At 46.7% G+C, this 19,443-nt stretch carries 19 protein-coding genes; 17 read left to right on the plus strand and 2 right to left on the minus strand.

What is annotated here, in order from left to right:
• The 14 genes from AC1DWB_RS26375 to AC1DWB_RS26440 form a co-directional block, all read left to right on the plus strand.
• Positions 1 to 482: hypothetical protein (locus AC1DWB_RS26375; protein WP_477544075.1), on the plus strand; the 482-nt coding region annotated here is incomplete at its 5' end.
• A 57-nt stretch (positions 483 to 539) separates the two neighbouring features.
• Complete coding sequence (locus AC1DWB_RS26380) at positions 540 to 2,297, plus strand: asparagine synthetase B family protein (protein WP_477544076.1); 1,758 nt, start codon at positions 540 to 542, stop codon at positions 2,295 to 2,297.
• A 24-nt stretch (positions 2,298 to 2,321) separates the two neighbouring features.
• Positions 2,322 to 3,470, plus strand: coding sequence for a glycosyltransferase (locus AC1DWB_RS26385; protein WP_477544077.1), 1,149 nt, complete (start codon positions 2,322 to 2,324; stop codon positions 3,468 to 3,470).
• A gap of 600 nt (positions 3,471 to 4,070) precedes the next feature.
• Positions 4,071 to 4,769: an O-antigen ligase family protein gene (locus AC1DWB_RS26390; RefSeq protein ID WP_477544092.1), complete on the plus strand. Its 699-nt coding sequence runs from the start codon at positions 4,071 to 4,073 to the stop codon at positions 4,767 to 4,769.
• Positions 4,711 to 5,715, plus strand: a complete 1,005-nt coding sequence (locus AC1DWB_RS26395; protein ID WP_477544078.1) for a glycosyltransferase family 2 protein — start codon at positions 4,711 to 4,713, stop codon at positions 5,713 to 5,715. The genes AC1DWB_RS26390 and AC1DWB_RS26395 overlap by 59 nt, the downstream gene beginning before the upstream one ends.
• Entirely contained in the window at positions 5,645 to 6,754 is a 1,110-nt protein-coding gene (locus AC1DWB_RS26400; RefSeq protein ID WP_477544079.1) for a glycosyltransferase, read from the plus strand. Before AC1DWB_RS26395 ends, AC1DWB_RS26400 begins: the two co-directional genes overlap by 71 nt.
• Positions 6,755 to 6,792: 38 nt before the next feature.
• Positions 6,793 to 7,527, plus strand: a complete 735-nt coding sequence (locus AC1DWB_RS26405) for a WecB/TagA/CpsF family glycosyltransferase (protein ID WP_477544080.1) — start codon at positions 6,793 to 6,795, stop codon at positions 7,525 to 7,527.
• Positions 7,524 to 8,525 (plus strand): UDP-glucose 4-epimerase GalE, encoded by a 1,002-nt coding sequence (gene galE, locus AC1DWB_RS26410; RefSeq protein ID WP_477544081.1) that lies wholly within the window; start codon positions 7,524 to 7,526, stop codon positions 8,523 to 8,525. Before AC1DWB_RS26405 ends, galE begins: the two co-directional genes overlap by 4 nt.
• Positions 8,526 to 8,547: 22 nt before the next feature.
• A complete protein-coding gene (locus tag AC1DWB_RS26415) occupies positions 8,548 to 9,516 on the plus strand; it encodes a UDP-glucuronic acid decarboxylase family protein (protein WP_477544082.1) in 969 nt (322 codons plus the stop codon).
• A 29-nt stretch (positions 9,517 to 9,545) separates the two neighbouring features.
• Positions 9,546 to 10,955: a UDP-glucose dehydrogenase family protein gene (locus tag AC1DWB_RS26420; RefSeq protein ID WP_477544083.1), complete on the plus strand. Its 1,410-nt coding sequence runs from the start codon at positions 9,546 to 9,548 to the stop codon at positions 10,953 to 10,955.
• A gap of 294 nt (positions 10,956 to 11,249) precedes the next feature.
• Entirely contained in the window at positions 11,250 to 11,411 is a 162-nt protein-coding gene (locus tag AC1DWB_RS26425; protein ID WP_477544084.1) for a hypothetical protein, read from the plus strand.
• 163 nt (positions 11,412 to 11,574) lie between these two features.
• Positions 11,575 to 11,838 carry a hypothetical protein gene (locus AC1DWB_RS26430; RefSeq protein ID WP_477544085.1) on the plus strand — a complete coding sequence of 88 codons (264 nt, stop codon included), beginning with the start codon at positions 11,575 to 11,577 and terminating at the stop codon, positions 11,836 to 11,838.
• 29 nt (positions 11,839 to 11,867) lie between these two features.
• On the plus strand, positions 11,868 to 12,530 hold the full coding sequence (locus AC1DWB_RS26435; protein WP_477544086.1) for a YidC/Oxa1 family membrane protein insertase: 663 nt from the start codon (positions 11,868 to 11,870) through the stop codon (positions 12,528 to 12,530).
• Positions 12,531 to 13,032: 502 nt separating this feature from the next.
• Positions 13,033 to 14,019 (plus strand): bile acid:sodium symporter family protein, encoded by a 987-nt coding sequence (locus AC1DWB_RS26440; protein WP_477544093.1) that lies wholly within the window; start codon positions 13,033 to 13,035, stop codon positions 14,017 to 14,019.
• Positions 14,020 to 14,225: 206 nt separating this feature from the next.
• Here the strand turns inward: AC1DWB_RS26440 and AC1DWB_RS26445 are convergent, their stop codons facing one another.
• Positions 14,226 to 15,071: a sugar phosphate isomerase/epimerase family protein gene (locus AC1DWB_RS26445; protein WP_477544087.1), complete on the minus strand. Its 846-nt coding sequence runs from the start codon at positions 15,069 to 15,071 to the stop codon at positions 14,226 to 14,228.
• 141 nt (positions 15,072 to 15,212) lie between these two features.
• Here AC1DWB_RS26445 and AC1DWB_RS26450 point away from each other — a divergent pair, with 141 nt between their 5' ends.
• Positions 15,213 to 16,337: an SGNH/GDSL hydrolase family protein gene (locus tag AC1DWB_RS26450; protein WP_477544088.1), complete on the plus strand. Its 1,125-nt coding sequence runs from the start codon at positions 15,213 to 15,215 to the stop codon at positions 16,335 to 16,337.
• A 248-nt stretch (positions 16,338 to 16,585) separates the two neighbouring features.
• Positions 16,586 to 17,869 (plus strand): ABC transporter substrate-binding protein, encoded by a 1,284-nt coding sequence (locus AC1DWB_RS26455; protein ID WP_477544089.1) that lies wholly within the window; start codon positions 16,586 to 16,588, stop codon positions 17,867 to 17,869.
• A gap of 3 nt (positions 17,870 to 17,872) precedes the next feature.
• On the opposite strand, the gene AC1DWB_RS26460 is transcribed toward AC1DWB_RS26455, so the two are convergent.
• Positions 17,873 to 18,769 carry an AraC family transcriptional regulator gene (locus tag AC1DWB_RS26460; RefSeq protein ID WP_477544090.1) on the minus strand — a complete coding sequence of 299 codons (897 nt, stop codon included), beginning with the start codon at positions 18,767 to 18,769 and terminating at the stop codon, positions 17,873 to 17,875.
• A gap of 263 nt (positions 18,770 to 19,032) precedes the next feature.
• On the opposite strand from AC1DWB_RS26460, the gene AC1DWB_RS26465 reads away from it, so the two are divergent.
• Positions 19,033 to 19,443, plus strand: a 411-nt coding sequence (locus AC1DWB_RS26465; protein WP_477544091.1) for a carbohydrate binding domain-containing protein, incomplete at its 3' end; no start/stop codon positions are given.

Consider the following 19,443-nt stretch of genomic DNA (forward strand, 5'->3'; position numbering starts at 1 on the left):
TAGCTATGTTAAAGACGATAATAGCTATGTTAAAGACGATAACTAATCCGATGGGTCCGATCTTACTCGCGAAGGGACGGCCAGATATTGGATTTAAATGGAATGTGCTCGTGGCGGCGATCAATACGATCGTGTTGTGGTATACCGTACAAATCAATATTTATATAATGGTTTGGTCCTATGTGGGGCTCGTTATGTTGTACTTTGTACTCATCAAGATCATATTACAATATCAGATTCACCTTTATTGGAAACCTTATTTGCAAAGTCTGCTGCCTAGTACAGTTCTAAGCTTAATTATGGGAGTTTCGGTTTATTATTCCATCCAACTCTTACAGCTTCTGCACTTGCAAGACCTGTTAATTACAGGTATTTGCATTACATGGTGTATTGCTTGTTATGCGGGTTTGTTCCTGTGGGTTGAACAAAAGTATGCTAAGAAAATAGTTGCGGATTTATTTAGAAGAAGGGTGATGGGTTAATTGCCAGGTATCGCAGGATTTACAAGAGCCCCTGTTGGCTATGAAGAGGAGGTAACGGTGTTAAGAAAGATGAGGGATCTTATTACCCATCACGACTATTACGTCCAAGATCCATTGTTTTATGACAACAACGTTTGCGGTACTCGTGCCCATATCAATATCATTCAGAAGGAGCAGCAGCCGTACCAGAACGACGGAGTTTACGTTTGGCTGGACGGGGAGTTCTACAATCATAGTGAACTGCAGGCGCTGGCGGGAATGGAATGCGAGAATGATCTGGTCCTGCTCAGCCTATTGTATCAACGTAAGGAGAACTTTGAATTTCTGAGTAAGATCGACGGCATATATGCTGCTGTTATTTATGATTCTGGACGACAAGAGGTTCATTTGATTTCCGATCGGTACGGTCTCCGGCAGTTATTCTGGTCGCATCATCAAGGATCTCTGATCTGGGGATCGGAGCTTAAGACGATGTTAGCCTTACCGGGGTATACCCCGGTAATCGACAAGATGGCTGTTGAACAATTTATTGAAATTGGCTACTTATTGGAGAATAGAACTTGGTTCGAGAATGTGGAATTGATTCCACCTGGTACGATCCTTACATATGATCTGGGTACAAAAACAATCGTGATGAAGCCATATTGGTGGTGGAACGAGATTAAGCCCTTAACGGGACGGTTGGATGAGAATGAGATTATTGAACAGTTGGGGGCGCTCTTCCGCAACGCGGTACAATTACGTTCTACGAGAGGGAATCAGATTGGCCTTCAATTAAGCGGGGGCTTGGATTCCAGAGCCATCTTGGCCGCTATTCCACAATCGAACCATCCCATGTACGCCTTGTCGTTCGGCAAGAATGGCTGTGACGATATTCGCTTTGCTGCGTTGGCAGCGGAACGTAAGGGTGCTGTGCAGCTGGTTAAGGAAATAGACGACAAGAATTGGCTCATGCCCAGATTAGACGGAATTTGGTGGACAGATGGACTCAAGGATTTGAAGCATATGCATGGCATCGTGGCAACGAGTGAAGATATGCGAAGTAAGATATCGATTAATCTGAATGGGTTCTTGGGAGATGCCGTGCTGGGTGGCAGTTATATGAAGGATGCTAGTCTAATCAACCATCCAGTGAACAAGAGACTGGCCGCGAAATACATGGGATGTTCAGAGAGCTTGTTGGAAAACTATCACCTGTATGACAATCTACCCAAATCGGACTATTACTTTATTCAGAACCGCGGAAGGAGACTTATATCCGGGGGAACGAAATTGACTCTAACTTCAATCGAACACAGGAAGCCCTTCTTTGATAACGCATTATTCGACTTTGTTTACTCCTTGCCAGATTCACTCCGGTTCCATAATTACATCTATAGAAAGATGCTCTTAGCACAATTCCCGGAATACTTCACCGACATTCCTTGGCAGAATACCGGGTTCCCGATTAGCTGGCCTGATTCTATGGTGAAAATAGCTTCGATTCCCAAAAAAATAAATAGGAAACTGTCAAAGGGGATGGAAAGACTAGGCATTCCTATCCATGATCCGAATGCGTATACCGATTATTCGAACTGGATTCGATATGGCGATGCCAAACGTTTATTCCAACAAACATTGAAGGACGACAAAGCCATTTATACCAACTATATACCTCGGAAGTCGGTCATCGATGCGTTAGAGAAGCATATGAAAGGTGAAGACCATACAGATACATTGTGCCGGGTGTTCACTTTGGAGATATGGCTGCAGCAGGTTTACAACGGGAGGTTCAGAGAAAATCATATGAGGTCAATGAAAGAACTCGTTTTATAACGAGCTGGAATAAGGGGTGAGCATGTGATTGCGAAGAGTAAACCTAATATTATTTTGTTCAGAGAACTTCTTCTGCCGGCATCGGAGACATTCATCGTAGGACAGGGTGAAGCCTTGCGGAACTTCCGTTCTCAATACGTTGGCATGGTGCCTGTGAGAGGACTGCAATGTCCTGCGGATCGAACACATGTGATGAGTTCTGCTAATCCGATCGGGAAGATAGCCAGGACAGCGTTTAAGTACACGAATATGGATATCGGGATGGGAATTATGAAGAAGATCCAACAATTGGATCCGGTACTCATCCATGCGCATTTCGGTTTCGGAGGGATGATCGCCATGCCCATTGCCAAGCAATTGGATGTTCCCCTCTTCGTTACGTTCCATGGTTATGATGCGACGATTCATGACAATGCCTATAACCCATGGTTCAAGAGCTGGATTAAATCTCGACGTGGGGAGTTGCAACGTAAGGGTGCGGTGTTTATTGCCGTATCGGACTATATTAGAAGGAAAATGATCGAGCAGGGGTACCCGGAACACAAGATCGTTCAACATTATATTGGAATTGATCTAGAGAAATTCACTCCAAGCAGCCAAGTTGAACGGAAACCGATCGTATTGTTCGTAGGAAGACTTGTTGAGAAGAAGGGGGCCGCTTATCTGATCGAAGCTATGAGTATGGTGCAGAAGAAGCTGCCAGAAGCAAAGCTTGTAGTAATCGGAGAGGGTCCGCTTCGAGAACAGCTGGAAATGCAATGTCACGATACACTCATCAATTATGAATTTCTAGGCGTACAGCCGCCGGACAAAATAAAGGAAATGCTTAACATTGCGAAAGTGTTCAGCGTTCCCAGCATTGTTGCTGAGAATGGGGACGCTGAAGGGTTCGGCATGGTTTTTGCTGAAGCGGGCGCAATGGGAGTACCCGTCGTCAGCTTTGCCACTGGCGGTATTCCGGAGGCAGTAGCTCATGGGGAGACTGGTTTGTTGGCTGCAGAGAAGGATAGCGGGATGCTCGCCAGCTATATCAAGGAATTACTGGTGGATGAAAGTTTGTGGTGCAGATTCAGCGAGAATGGCAAGGAACGGGTGCGCCGATTATTTGATGTCCATAAACAAAGTGTTCTACTTGAAGGGATATATGCCAAACAAATGACGGTGGGCATATAAGGTATGGAGACATCGACTTCTGATCAACATGCGCAACCAGGAGCAGGGGAACGAATCTTCGCAATCCTCACTTTATTTTTAACTACGGAGGCCGTATTTCCTTTGCTGTTAAGAGCAGGGATTATGAATGCTTACAGTATGCTTAATGCTTATTGGATGGTAGTCTACGCAATTAGTTTTTATTTGATCGTTGTAAGATGTAAGGTTAGTTTCAAGACGTTATTCCAAGAGAAATTGTTGTATTTGTTAATAGTCGTAGCGGTCCTATCCATCCTATGGTCATCTTCCTATACGGCGACATTCAAAGGGAGCATGAATCTGATCGGATCTGTGATTTTCTCTGTTTATTTGTCCTATCGTTACTCACTAAGACAACTATTACTGTTATTAGGTTGGGCTCTGGCATTGTGTACGGTCCTAAGCTTACTTGCTGTTCTCTTCCTACCTCAACTTGGGGTGTCGGATGATGGCTGGCGGGGGATTTTTGCGCAAAAAAACATATTAGGCCGAGTCATGCTGGTGTCTATTCTGACATGGACATTTATTGCAACAATGAAGAGAATCTATGTGATCCCGGCCATGATTCAGTGCATTCTTTCCATGTACTTATTACTGGGATCGTCCTCCACAACTTGTCTTTTTATGCTGCTTCTATTAACTCCGCTGTTAGTAATATACAGAATGGTATACTTCCACAAATTTCTTGCCAGTACACTATTTATTTATTTTGTAGCGATTTGCTGCACATTGGGCTATTGGGTGGCTACGAACTACGAACAGCTCTTATTGGCATTCAACCGTGACCCTACATTAACCGGACGGGTGGAGTTATGGGAGAATGTATTCCATATGATCTTGGCTAATCCCTGGCTAGGATACGGGTACTCAGGATTCTGGAATGGATGGAATGGACCTTCGGCTAATGTGTGGTCAGTCATTCGTTGGGAACCTTTATTTTCGCATAATGGATATTTGGAAGTGGCCTTACAAGTGGGTTCCCTTGGCCTGATCGTATTAGTCAGCTCACTGGTCGCAACGGTGGTTAATGCCGTAAAGGTCGTATTAGCGGAGAAACAGTTTATTTATATGTTCTACCTCATATTCCCTGTCTTAACGATCGTATACAATTTCTCGGAACATACGTTTCTGAAGTCGAATTTCTTATTCTGGATCGTATACATGGTCATTTCTCTCAAGGTGCACGGTTCATTCGAACAGCAGCGAGTAAGGAGGGTTAATCATGGGCCCGTTAGTCAGTATTATAATTCCAACCCTGAACCGAGCAGAGCTTCTCCGTAGAGCGATAGAAAGTGTACTAGCTCAAACGTATACCCCTATCGAAGTTGTCGTTGTAATTGATGGTATTGACGACCCGACGGAACGGTTATTAACGAACTATTCTAACGATCACAGGATAAAGGTTATTCAGAATAATTATTCTACAGGGGGAGCAGAGGCCAGAAATATCGGGGTCGCTAACGCTGGCGGAGAATGGATTGCATTCCTGGATGATGATGATGAATGGATGCCGAATAAACTGGAGCTTCAGATGAATGAGGGTCTGCGTTCAGGCTCGGAGTATCCGATTGTGTACAGCCGATTAATAGCGAGGTCACCGGAAGCGGACTATGTATGGCCCGTAAGGGAACGGCGTGAGTCGGAAAGCATGTCTGAATATCTTTTCTGCCGCAATACGCTTTCCCAAGGCGAAGGCATGATTCAGACTTCTACCATACTGGCATTGAAGCAATTGCTTGTCAGAATTCCCTTCACCAAGGGATTGCCGAAACACCAAGATTGGGATTGGTTGTTAAGGGTGTCCAGCCACATTGGCGTTACATTCGTCATGTGCCCTGAGACACTTGCCATATGGTATATCGAAGAATCCAGAAGCTCCGTTAGCAAGAAAGAAGATTGGAGAGCTTCCCTTCAGTGGGTATTGTCCATGACCCCCTTCATGACTGGGAAGGCTCGTTCCTCGTTTCTGCTCATCATATTGGGGAATTCGGTGATCAAACAAAGAAGTGTGACTGGAATTTTATGTGTCCTCTATAACGCGGTCCGACTAGGGTCTCCGCGTTTTTTTGATTTTATTTTGTTTTTTGCCATGCTGCTGCTCCCGATCAACATAAGAAGAACGATGGGTAGACGCAAAATGAGAAGGGTGGTTTCCCATGAGGATCGTTCAAGTCGTGACCCAAATGGAAGGAGGAGGAGCTCAGAAGGTAGCGCATCTTCTTCATGAAGAGTTTATGAATAGAGGATACCAATCGGAGCTATGGTTTTTGTATGTAAAGAGACCTACGTACTTGGACAAGCCCCATGTGAGGGCTATACTGAATGGCCCGCCGAGGAATCCATTTGATTATGCGAAGATTGCGGTTATGTTCATGATCATGTTGTTCTCGTTCCGGCCATCGATGATTATGACCCATACGTACTATGCGAGCATTATTGGCTTGCCATTAGCTTTACTAGCGGGGATTAAGAAGAGAATTGCGATCCAGCATAACCCGGTCCAATCCTATCCTGAATTAGCTAGGAAGATCGATAGATTCATGGGCAATTCGGTTGTATATAGCAATAATGTAGTCGTGTCTAGCGGTGTTCTGCACTCCATGAAAACATACCCCAAGAAATATATATCCAAGGTCAAGATTATCGAGAACGGGGTGACAGGCGGTCGGCCGACCGTTGAGCCGGCGCAGGTCAGAGCGAGCTTGGGGATCGGGGAGCAGACCAAACTGCTTGTCAATGTGGGCAGGCTTGCCGAACAGAAAAATCAAAAGTTTTTACTCGATGTACTATCAAATTTGCCGAAAGTTCATTTACTTATTGTGGGTGCGGGTGAACTTCATGAGGAATTGTACAAGTATGCGGAAGAGATCGGATGTATCGATCGAGTTCATTTCACTGGCGAGGTGACTTCGGGAGATGTAGTCAACTATCTTCACGCATCCAATATCTTCGTATTCCCATCTGTATATGAAGCGATGCCCATGGCCCTGATTGAAGCGATGAAGCAAGGATTGCCCGTCGTAGCAAGCGACATTCCTTCCTGTCGGGATGTACTATCGCTGCGTGAGGAACAGTTCGCGGGAATATTAGCGCCATTGAATAACAAAGGTGAATTTGTTCGAGCCATAGAAGAGCTGCTTGCGGATGAGCAGCTTTCTTTATTTTACGGCTATCGCGCTGTATTGAAGTCCAAACAATATTCAGTCGAGGGTATGACGAATGGGTATGAAGGTCTTTATAACTCCAGAAACGTGGTGCATAACTAGTGAAATCGGTGTCGTTCTTAGGAATCCGAGTTACTCCAATGACGATAGAGGAGCTGAATGATCGAATCGATCAAGCCATTCGCCAAGAAGAGAAGCAGCTGATCCCACACCATAATCTGCATAGTGTATACATTTGCAAGAAGAATAAAGCGATGGTAGATTTCTATAACTTGGCCGAATGCATTCATATCGACGGGATGTCCTTAGTCTTGCTGGGGCGAATGTTAGGGGTGCCCCTTCAACGAGAACATAGAGTAACTTATGTGGACTGGATCCATCCCTTGATGAGGAAAATAAGTGATAACGGCTGGAGGGTTTACTACTTGGGCTCCAAGCCCGGCGTTGCTGAATTGGCAGCCTCTGTACTGAAGGAGGAGTACACAGACCTCCATATCCGAACCCATCATGGCTATTTGGATAAGAATCCCCAGAGCAGCGATAATCAGAGCGTTCTGAAAGAAATTAATGAATTCAAGCCTCATGTGCTTATGGTTGGCATGGGGATGCCGCGCCAGGAAACATGGGTGATGGACAATATTCACCATATCCATGCCAACGTTATCTTAACATCAGGTGCTTGTATGGACTATGTCGCTTGTGTAGTACCGACACCTCCGCGATGGATGGGGAGAATTGGGCTGGAATGGTTGTACCGCCTGGTATCAGAACCGAAGAGGCTGGCAAGCAGGTACTTAGTAGAACCGTGGACGATTCTCGGTATGCTGGCTAAAGAATGGTTAACTACAAGAAGGAAAAGGGGAATCAACTCTTGATCTTGATCGTTGGTGGAGCAGGATATATAGGAAGTCATGTTGTCCATAATCTAATCCGGAACAACTACCGTGTAGTGGTGTTAGATAATTTATCAACCGGACATCGCGAGGCCGTTCATCCGCAAGCTATATTCATAGAGGGTGATTTGGCAGATCCAATTGTTATCCAGCATGTATTCAGTCATTACCCGATAGAGGGTGTAATGCATTTTGCAGCTAATGCTTACGTAGGTGAGTCTGTTGAAGACCCCGTGAAATACTACAGCAACAATGTAGCAGCAACCGTAAATCTATTAATGTATATGGTCAAGCATCATATCCAGCATTTTATCTTTTCTTCGACATGTGCGGTATATGGGATTCCGAAGACAGAGAGTGTTGACGAGACCACACTGACTTCACCAATAAGTCCATACGGCAGAACGAAATTAATGGTGGAGCAGATCCTGCAGGATATTTCGGAAGCCTCTCCGTTTCGCTACGTGATCTTAAGGTATTTCAATGCGGCGGGTGCTGATGAATGCGGGGATATCGGCGAGGATCATCGTCCGGAGTCGCACCTCATTCCTATAGTCATGGAGCATTTGCTGGGGAAGCGAGATTGTGTTCATGTTTATGGCAGCGACTATGATACGCACGATGGCACATGCATTCGCGACTATGTTCATGTGAATGATCTTGCCGAAGCCCATATCATGGCTTATGAGCAACTGATTAGGCAAGCCATTACGAATGAGACCTACAACTTGGGGAACGGAACAGGCTATTCCGTGAACGAAATTATTGAGGGTTGCGAGAGGGTGACGGGGAGAAAGGCAGTTGTGAACTATGTGGAGCGAAGGGCGGGGGATCCGCCCAAGATCATTGCCTCTTCCGAGAAAATAGTCAAGGAACTGGGTTGGAAACCTCGATATGATCTCCACAGCATGCTGCACACAGCCTGGAAATGGCACAATGCTCATCCTAACGGATATCGAACAGCCATACATACTAAATGATGATAGGGAGAGGTGAGCAGTTATGAAGAAAGTTGTTATCACTGGAGCTGCAGGATTCCTGGGCTCGCACTTAGCGAAGGATTTGCTGAATCAAGGACATCAGGTTATCGGGATCGATAACTTCTCAACAGGGAGAACGTCGAACTTGAAGGAATTCCAAGACAATCCGCTCTTCACCTTCATCGAATACGACGTAACGAATCAGGGTATTGTCGACTTACCTGCTGTCTCACAGGACGTGGATGAAATCTATCATCTCGCCTCCCCGGCGTCGCCCAAGTTCTATCAGGCAGCAGCGTTGGAGACGATATATGTCAATACATTCGGGACACAGAACATGTTGAACTTGGCGAGGAAGCATGATGCGACAATCCTGTTCGCTAGCACTAGCGAAGCTTATGGGGATCCAGAAGTGCATCCGCAGCCAGAGGAATACCGGGGCAATGTTAATACTTGGGGACCACGAGCTTGCTACGATGAGGCTAAGCGACTTGGAGAAGTGTTTTGCTACGAATATAACCGGTTGTATCAAGTGCGCACCAAGGTGGTGCGTATTTTCAATACATATTCGGCTGGACTTCGCAATGATGATGGGCGCGTGATCTCCAACTTTGTTACGCAAGCATTACTGAATGAAGATATTACGGTGTATGGGGACGGGAGTCAAACCCGCTCATTCTGTTACGTGGATGATACATTGAGGGGGTTTCAGCTCATGATGGATTCCGATCGGTCGACGGGTGAGATCATTAATGTTGGGAACCCTGTTGAATACTCCATCCTGGAAGTCGCTCAGATGGTGAAGCGGCTGACTGACTCGTCCAGTAAGATCACGTTCCATGATCTACCGAAGGATGACCCGAAAGTCCGCCGTCCGGTCATTAATAAAGCTAAGGAATTTCTAGGCTGGGAACCACAGGTCACCTTAGAAGCGGGTCTGCTTAGAACGATTGAAGTGTACAAGAGTCGACTGCTTGCTGCAACAATATGAATCTAACATTCTTAGGGAGGAATACCGATATGAACGTTGTATGCATCGGATCCGGTTATGTAGGAAGTGTTACGGGAACCGCATTCGCCGTACTTGGCCATAAAACGACCGTAATTGATATTGATGAGAACAAGGTAAAACTTATGAATGCCGGGAAAAGCCCCATCTATGAACCGGGTCTGGATCATCTGATTTCCACTTGTATCGGGAAGACACTTTTCGCTACCATTCATTACGAAGCTGTGAGTGAGGCGGATGTTATATTCATCGGCGTTGGTACTCCATCGAAGTCGGATGGGACGGCCGATCTTAAGTACATCAAGCTCGCTGCTGAGGGTATAAGGAAACACATGAACCGCAACAAATTCACCGTCATTGTGAACAAGTCTACCGTCCCCGTTGGAACGGCCGATCTTGTAGCCTCCATCATTGAAGACAACTCAGGTCTTATATCGAATGTACACTTTGCGGTAGTCAGCAATCCTGAATTTTTACGAGAAGGTTATGCACTGGAAGACGTCTTCTTCCCGGATCGGATCGTGATTGGTTCGAACAACGAACAAGCCAAGTTCATCATGAAGAGCTTGTACCATAACCTAGTCAACTATGTGAGATACGAGGAGATAAGCCGAAATTTTCATTTCAAATTCCAACCTAGCCCAAGTAAACCGGTCTACTTTGAAACCGACGTGAAAAGTGCAGAGATGGTGAAGTACGCTTCCAACGCATTCCTTGCCGTCAAGATTAGCTATATTAATGAAATAGCCAGACTATGTGAAATTCTGGGTGCCAATGTGATGCAAGTCGCGACCGGAATGGGGTTGGATTCAAGAATTGGGAACAAATTTCTACAAGTGTCCAGCGGTTGGAGCGGGAGCTGCTTTCCCAAAGATACAGCCGAATTGTTGGCGACTAGTCACAAATATAGTTGTGAGTTAAATGTAATTGAAGCTGCGGTCGAATCTAACATGATCATGCACAATTTTGTTGTCGATAAAATAAAACGGCGTCTTAAATCCCTGAACGGGAAGACGATTGGAATATTAGGTCTTACGTTTAAGCCCAATACAGACGATGCTCGGAACACACAAGCAGCAGTCATCATAGGTGAGTTGATCGGAGTGGGTGCCAGGGTGAAGGTACATGACCCGCAAGGAATGGCGATGTTCAACAGTCTCAACTCCGAACTGGAAATTGCGTATTGTAATGAGGCGCGTGAAGTAGCTGTGAATGCGGATGCCGTTATTCTACTTACACACTGGGATGAATATCGTAATCTGAACTGGAACGAGATGTATCGGGTCATGAAGCAATCCTACTTATTGGATACTAGAAATTTCTTGAATTTCCAGCATCTCATAGATATTGGTTTCGAATATGAAGGAATGGGGATTGGCTCTACCCAACACGTATCGATGTACGATTTCCTGGCTGTATAGGAATACTTGCCTCGCAGCTTGCTGCGGGGCGTGTTCAGAAATCGTTTAGACAGCTCATGTATAATAATTACATCAATAGATGTAGATGGGAGTTTGGTTTAAGAGGAACTACAAATAATTTCTCTAACAGTAATAGAGGCCTATAAAAAAGTGTGTTAAATGATACAAAAGTACCATTGACATGATATATTTTTTGGATTTTTTCTCAAGTTCGACATGGCTCGACAAGATAATTATATGCAACAGTGTATACTTATTAATGAGTTAAATTCGGGTACTCTAAGGAGAAAAAGAATGGTGGAGAATAGAGGACATAAGCACATAACAGACAATGGTGTTATCATATTGGATATCCTATCCATTATCGAGCAGCTAGGGATCGATACGAAAGAATGGAGCATCATCGATTCCATCATCGATAAGGAAGATCATATAAGAGTTGCTGCTAATGGATAAATAACTTGGGCGGCTTTCCTCATTTACGTTAGGTCCCTAGCCCGTCCTTCCTAATGAATGTGAAATATATCACAATTTCTATGTGATGATCGAACGAACAGACCTGAAACTTTTGTTCACTGGCCCGTATTACTATGTATTCTAGTGGGAAGGGGGTGAATCGATGGAGCTTACGTTCGATCTACCCGCGCTATGGCTGCTGCTGGCGAGCTTGGCCGGGCTGATTGGCGCGGTTGGACTGCTGCTTCCGCAGCGGAGGGAAAGTTCTACATCGGCTCATCCTTCCCGATGTGCAGCGCGAGTATCCTCTCATGAGTTTCCGTTCAGGCGGAGGAGAAGATCGATCTTTCGGCGCAAGCAGCCTTCGGTCAAGGATAAGGGCTCCGATGAGGAAGCGATTTCGTTTGTGTTGGCTTATTCAGCATAAACGAAGTCATTCTTCAAAGGAGCATATAAATGTACGCATGGTTTCACTCGATTACTTCGCTGCTCGCCCCTATATTGGAAGCGATACATGCGATCACACATGACTGGGGGCTTGCCGTCATCGGCCTTACCCTGTGCGTCAAGGCTGGCCTGTTCTACTTCAACCTGCTGGCCGCGCGCCAGCAGGTGCGGAGCTCCGTTATGCAGCCGAAGCTGAAGGAATTGCGCGAGCGGCTCGCCGCCACGCCAGAGCAGCAGACGGCGGAGATGTTCAAGCTGTACCGCGACTACCGCATCCGTCCCTTCCAATCGATCGTCGCGCTGCTGGTACAAATGCCCGTACTCATGGGCATGTACGGACTGTTCCTGACGCATGGCAGTGCCATGACGTCGCTACTGCTCCCTTGGGCAGCCAATCTCGCCCAAGCAGATCCGCACCATCTCGTCCCGATCGCTACCGCTGTGCTGAGCTTCGTGACGGGTCTCATCCCCTTGACGGACTCGGCTCCGGCTATAAGCACCGGGGGGATGAGCCGCCGGACGTTGGCGGGCATCGTGGCGCTTGTGCCGCTATTCTTCATGTGGCGCTCACCGATTGCGCTCGGACTATACTGGATGACAAGTACGGCGTTCGGCTTGCTGGAGCGCGGATTGTATCGTACGCGTTGGGGACGGCAACTGCTCGCCAAGTAAACCAAGCACATGATGCGGATTCATTTTGCATCATGTGCTTTTTTTGTTTGTGAATAGAAAGTTTTTGGGGGGAACCGGAGGGTGCCCCTTTAGTTACTTGCCTTGAGATTAGTTGAATTAATGGGTTCAATCGCTGTCGCTCCCATGTAGAAAGCGATTGTTGAGGAGCTCATTCGTAAGAATCCTGGAGAAAGTGCAGGATTTTTGATCCGTTTGCCTCCGAAAGTTCAATAATGTTGCGAAAGTGGTGGGGCGAAGAATCATGCACTTTTGCAACATTTTGGAATTCGAAGAGAACACATGGAAGACGTAACTCTTTGAATGAGAGGAACAAGAGAGGGCAGGCAGAGGGGATGCAAACCTTGGTGCAGACTTGAACAATGGATCGAGATAATCTCCCCTTGTCGGTAACGATGAATTGGAGTAGTCTGAAAGAGTTCAACTAGAACGTGAAGTCGTGCTGTGCGATGGCTCGGCCGAACTTAGCTGCGAGGGTGACATGATGTTAACTACATTAAACAGACAATTGGAAAAGTGGATGCCGCTCATTACCCCGACAAGTGTACTTATAGGACTGGCTTCTGCTGGGGCTTTGTCCTCCTTCTCCGTTTGGGTGCCCTGGATCTTTGCCTTTATGACATTTACGGGCAGTCTCAGCATGAACATGCGAGATTTGCAGAGAGTAGTATTGCATCCATTGCCGATCTTCGTTTTTATGATCATCTTACATATCGTAATGCCGCTGATCGCATGGGGGATCGGACATGCCGCCTTCGGAGACAGTCCGCTTACTATAACCGGCTTGATCTTGGTTCTATCGATTCCAACGGGAATCGTTAGCTTCATGTGGGTGTCGATCTATCGCGGGCATACCGCGCTTACCTTGTCGATGATTCTGATCGATACGATGCTCTCTCCCTTCATCGTCCCGCTGACATTGTCCTTGCTAGTTGGCGCCAAAGTTCAGATGGACACGTGGGGGATGCTGACCCAATTGCTGTGGATGGTCGTCGTGCCTTCCATTGCAGGCATGCTGCTGAATCAAGTGACGAGCGGCAAAGTCAAAACTTCCTTGAGTCCGAAGCTGTCGCCCTTCTCCAAGATGGGCTTAGCGGTAGTCATAGTAATTAACAGCTCGGTTATCTCGCCTTATTTTACCCAATGGGACAAGAGCCTGCTGTATATTGCCATTGTCTGTATTGTGATCGTGTCGATCGGATACTGGCTTGGCCTGGTGGCCTCCAAGCTATTGAAGCTTAGCCGGGAGATGGCGGTCAGCATGGTGTTCAACACGGGGATGCGTAATATTAGTGCAGGGGCGGTATTGGCTATCTCCTTCTTCCCGCCACCTGTGGCTCTGCCGACGATCATCGGGATGCTGTGCCAGCAATTGCTGGCTTCCTTGTTCGGGTATTTGTTCTTCGGACGACAGACCGTGAAGCAGACGGGGACGCCGAGCGATGGGGTTGTGAGTGTAAGTCAAAAGTAGAGACAGTCGATTCATTGTGGATTTAAGCAGAGCCAGCCGCCGTTCCAAGTGAAAAAGGACCCCTTGAGCTCAAACATCTTGTTTGAACCTCCTATGATTGTATAAGGGATTTTGCGGTATGGAGGTTCAAGCCAAAACTCGCCGGGGTCCTCTTTTTCACTTTCCACTCCTATGTCCACTTTGAACCGACAGTCTCAAGGAAACTGTTACAGCTTATCCCACAAGTCCTGGAAGTAAGCAAGGGACTGGCCGATCTGCTCCCCCTCCACACCTTCCAGGGTGATGTCGGCGAAGGGCTTCCGTTTCTTCGCCAGCGAGAGGAATAGCGGAAGATTGACTTCGCCTGCGCCTAGAGCGGCTGGTGTCTTGCGTCCATCGCGGAGCGATCCGGCATCCTTGGCGTGAAACGCCACGATACGGTCGGACAACAAGTCGAATGCTTGCTGGATGACCTCATCCTGCCGGTGTGCATTCCCCTCATGCAATAAATTGCATGGATCTATGATGACGCCGAGTGCTGTGGAGGACACTTCCTCCAGCATGAGCAGCATCTGCTCGGGATTGTGAATCACGAGTGAAGAGGCAGGCTCGATGGCTGCTGTCACGCCCCATTTCTCCGCTTCCTCTGCCAGTTCATAGATCGTATGCCGTAGGATACCCCATGCCTTCTTCTCGTAATCGTCAGGAAATTCCTTGCGATAGGTGTCCAAAAAGCCGGTTTCGGTCGCGACCACGCTACACCCGAAATCCCGGCAAAACTTCAGATGCTCCTTAAACCGTCTAACACCTTGTCGGCGCACGTCGGGATCAGGATGAATCGGGTCGATGTAACAACCGAGTACGGCAATCCGTACCCCATGTCGTTGGAACGTTTCGCCCACATGATGGGCAAGTCCTGGGCTTAATTGTTCGGTGGTGCTGTCAATATCTGATAACGCTTTGGCTAGCGCTAACTGTACGGTGCCGAACCCTGCTGCCCCTATTTCCTGAGCTAATTGTTCTACTGGTTTGTGACCGAAACAATGGGCGAGAATGCCAAGCTGACGATTCAAAGTAACGCCTCCTTATAAGTAGGGACCCGCTGATGGGGCGAATATAGCTCTACTATAGCAGGATGAAAAATAAATATAAACAACTTCGCCAAGCTTGCTATAATAGTACGATAGGAAAATAATGACTATAGGGTGGATCGGATGGCGAATGCGTGGTTGAAGTGGGTATGCATGATCCTGTTACTTGTGTTTATCGGGATTATGGTGGCGGGTCAGAAGCATTGGAAGAACAATATACAGGAACAAGCCGTATTCTTAAGTCCGGCAGGCGTGGGTCAGCAAGCCCAACCACCGCAGCCTACGGCAACGGCCAAGCCAAGCAAGCCCAGCAAACTTATTGCCGCAGCTGATCCTGCATGGCTGTTCACGAATGGTAAATGGACCTCCGCTCAAATTCAAGGCTGGGGTGAAGTGAGACAAGCCATCATGTACGGCCGAAGGGCGCATATTATGACGAATAGTCCAGCGGCCATCTTGAAGCAGCGCGGCATTGGCGGTACGGTATCCGTGTTCGTGGACAGCCAGTTGGCGGTTAGCCAGTCGCTGCCGAATGACGGCGCTGTCGTGGAGATTCCCCTCTTCTCGGGTGTCCCAGGGTGGCATACCATTGAAATTGCCTTTTCCCATACGAGTGAGATTGATGGTCTGTACGTGGAACATGGTTCGGAACTCAAGCAGCCTGCGTCCAAGTACAAGAAGAAACTTGTCGTGATCGGACACAGCTATGCGGAAGGTGGGAATGCCAGCGACATGGGGTTGAAATCCTTCACTGCCTTGCTCGGCGAACAGCTAGGGGTGGAAGCGATCAATCAAGGGGTTGCCGGGACAGATGTCAATGTTAACTCCGACAAGGATAAGTTGAACAGCGGATTCAATCGACTCAAGAAGGATGTGATCGACGAAGCGCCAGACTATGTGTTGGTCACGTACGGCTTGAACGTTATTCCGTCGGACACCAAGAAGGTGCAAGCGGACTTCACGAGCTTTCTGTCATCGATTCGAAAAGAGCTTCCCGCGACGACTATATTCGTGAGCGGTATCCTCTCGATTCCCAGTCTTAGCGACAAGCAACTACAGCCGTATAACAGCAGCATCCAGAACGCAGTGAAGGCGGTCAACAACGTGGTGTTCATCGATATGGCCGGGCAATGGAACGAAGGCAATTATGCCAAATATTTGTCCGACGACAAGGTGCTGCCTAATGATGAGGGCCACCAATATTTGGCGGACAAGTATGCCGCTATCATTAGACCTTATCTCAAGTAATTTTGGACTCAGCCTCAAGACCAGATCAGCGCAACTTCTGATCTGGTCTTTTTTCATTAAAATTTCCCAGAGTTTAAAAAATGGCTGGTTCAAAACGAGATTACGGTACACCTAAAAATTTCACCTATGATACTTTGATTTTAGTAATCGATTTCTTATTCAGTTATCTTGCATGGGGGCAGAAGCTAGGCATGGTTTTGGAAGATTTAACGAGGTTCAACGGATTCACATGACGAGGAGGAATGGGTATGAGAAGAAGGCTTTTGTATGCATGTGTGCTGATCCTGGTAGCTATTACGGTTGTTGCAGGGTGTGGGGTGAAGCAGAATGAGGGGGACCCGCCGAAGTCGAATCAGCCTGTTGATTTGTATTTATTCAGTTCAAGCGGTCAGAACATGGAATGGTTCGATAGAACGTACGGGAGTTACCTCCGCGAGAAATTTCCCCATATTAATTTTAAGGTATCCTTTAATTCGGCAACCAATACGATTCAAGATTATGTCGCTGCCAAAACTCCCTTAGACATTGTGTTCGGGGCCTATACCAATTTTCACACCCATATACTTCCTTCGCAGTTACAGAGTGATATTTCCGATCTGATTAAATCGCATAAGTTTAATTTGGACGCAATAGAGCCTAACGTCGTTGCCTTGCAGCGACAGCTGGCCAATGGAGGCATGTATGGACTGCCGGCTTGGGTGGCCACATCAGGCCTGTATTATAACAAGGACGTCTTTGACAAATTTGGAGTTGAATACCCTAAAGACAATATGACATGGGATGAATTGTACGACCTGGCTGTTAAACTGACACGTAAGGACGGTGAGGTGCAATACTACGGATTCGCCAATGACAACAACTCTTACTTGCAACTCAACCAAAATTCATTAGATCTTATAGATCCGACAACATTAAAGGCTAATTTCACTTCAGATGCGTGGAAAAAAGTTGTACAGAACCTGGCAAGATTTATGACCATACCTGGCTATGATATCAAAGAGGCAACGACCACTGCATTTAACACCAAAGGGACAGTTGCGATGGCGACGAATTATACAGGCTGCTGCGGGTTCACACCAGGAGATGCTATTGCTAATTGGGGTGTCGTGAGAATTCCAGACGTTCCCGAATTGCGGAATGTGGGTCCACAAGTATTTCCGAATTACTGGTTTATGAGCTCCATAAGCAAAAATCGCGAAACAGCCTTTGAAGTCATGGCTTACATTGCGTCGGAAGAATTTCAAAAATCATTAAATCGCAGGGGCTTAGCAACGGCGTTGAAGGATCTGAAAATACAAGAGCAATACGGTCAAGAGCTTCCCAAATATAAAGGTAGAAATTTGTCGGCCTTATTCCCTAAGCCATATGCTAAGATGTCCAATATTACCGAATATCAAATTATTGCCTCCGCCCAATTAAATGCGGCAATCTCAAGAATTGCATTAACTGGTGTCGATATTAACACTGCAATGCGCTTTGCTGCTGAGGAGACGGATAAGATCATCAACGAAGCCAAGATGGCGAAAAAATAGACTTTACTTTCTCATCGAACTGCGGTATTCGCTTGCTGTCTGTCCTTTCAGTTCGCGAAACACACGGGAGAAGGTACGGGAGGAGTCAAAGCCGACTTCATGAGCAACTTCGATAACGGTCATGTTGGTATGAAGCAGTAATGTGGATGCGCTTTCAATTCGGAGTTCATGTACATATTCCAGAAAGCCTTTACCGAATTTCTCCTTAAACAACCGACTTATATAAGGCACACTGCAGTGGAATTGCGAGGAGATTTTCTCCAAATTGATGTCATCCGAGAAGTGAATATGCACATATTGCATGATCGACCAAAACAGATTGATCCTCTCCTCTGGCACATTCGGACTGGAGGTCGAGGACGGGTCGTTTCCGAAGCGAACAAACAAAAGCAGCGCCTCCGTTAGTTTGGTTCGGATCATATGGCGGCGATAGGTAGTGTCGGGTTGCAGAAATTCATCCATCAGCAGTTCAAGGATGGCCTTCATGCGTTCATGCATCGCTTCGTCAAAATGTACAAAAGAAGGTAGGGTTGTGCCAACTCCATACAGCAGCTTGGAAAGTCCGATGTCATCATTCGTTCCGAATAACAGCTCCATATCGAACATAACGGTGTATTTCCAGGCCGTGTAGTTTTCGCCTGAATCGCTGTGCATCTGGTGCAAATGACGGGGGAGCTTGAACGATGCGGTACCCGGCCGGAAGTACCCTTCGAGCGTATTGATGGTTTCTGTGCCGGTACCTTCGATGTAATAGGACAATTCCGCGTAATCGTGATGATGCAATTCATTCTGATATATGGGGGAGATCGCAATATAAAACCTCGGTTGTCCGTTAGCTTGAATATGTTGAAGTCTAACGATACTTTCCTGGTATTGTGGGAATCGATCAGAACTTTTCATATGGTTCCTCCGGGTTTTATAAGGATGTACCTTTACTATCTATCAAATGATGAAAGTTTGCAATCGCTTGTTTAACAGGACCCTTAGACAAGAAAGGATTGGTGAATCGCTGCATGATCAAAAAAATGAGATATTGCATGACAATGGCTTTGGTTGTTTTTGTTATCATGAATACAATTCCTTCTTTTTCAAAAATTTCTAAAGCGCTTTCCTATCAAGCTGATGATGGAGGATCTGTAGCTATCAGCTCCGGGTTGCCACTCGTGAACGATTATGAAACCACACTATTGAATGGCGGCCTGGAGGAGATTACGGCCAACATGCCCGATCACTGGACATTTCTCAATGGAGCCGAACTATCCACCGAAAAGGTGCATAGCGGGGCTCACAGCGTGAAGTTGATCGATCCGAGCAACGTGCTTAGCTCATCTGTGCGCAGCAACAAGATAACGGTTGTGCCCGGCCAGAAATACGAGGCTAGCGTGTTCTCGTACAACGTTCAGGGAATTTCCGAGCTGTATCTCGAGTTCTGGGATGCGAACAACAACTCCACGCAAGTCATCACCGGTGCGAACCGAACATTGAATCAGTGGAGCAAGATCACGGTGATCGGGACAGCTCCGCAAGGGACGGCTTATTTCACGCTGAGGTTTTATCTGCACGGAGCGAACGTC

Source organism: Paenibacillus sp. P4_E11 (assembly GCF_056401635.1).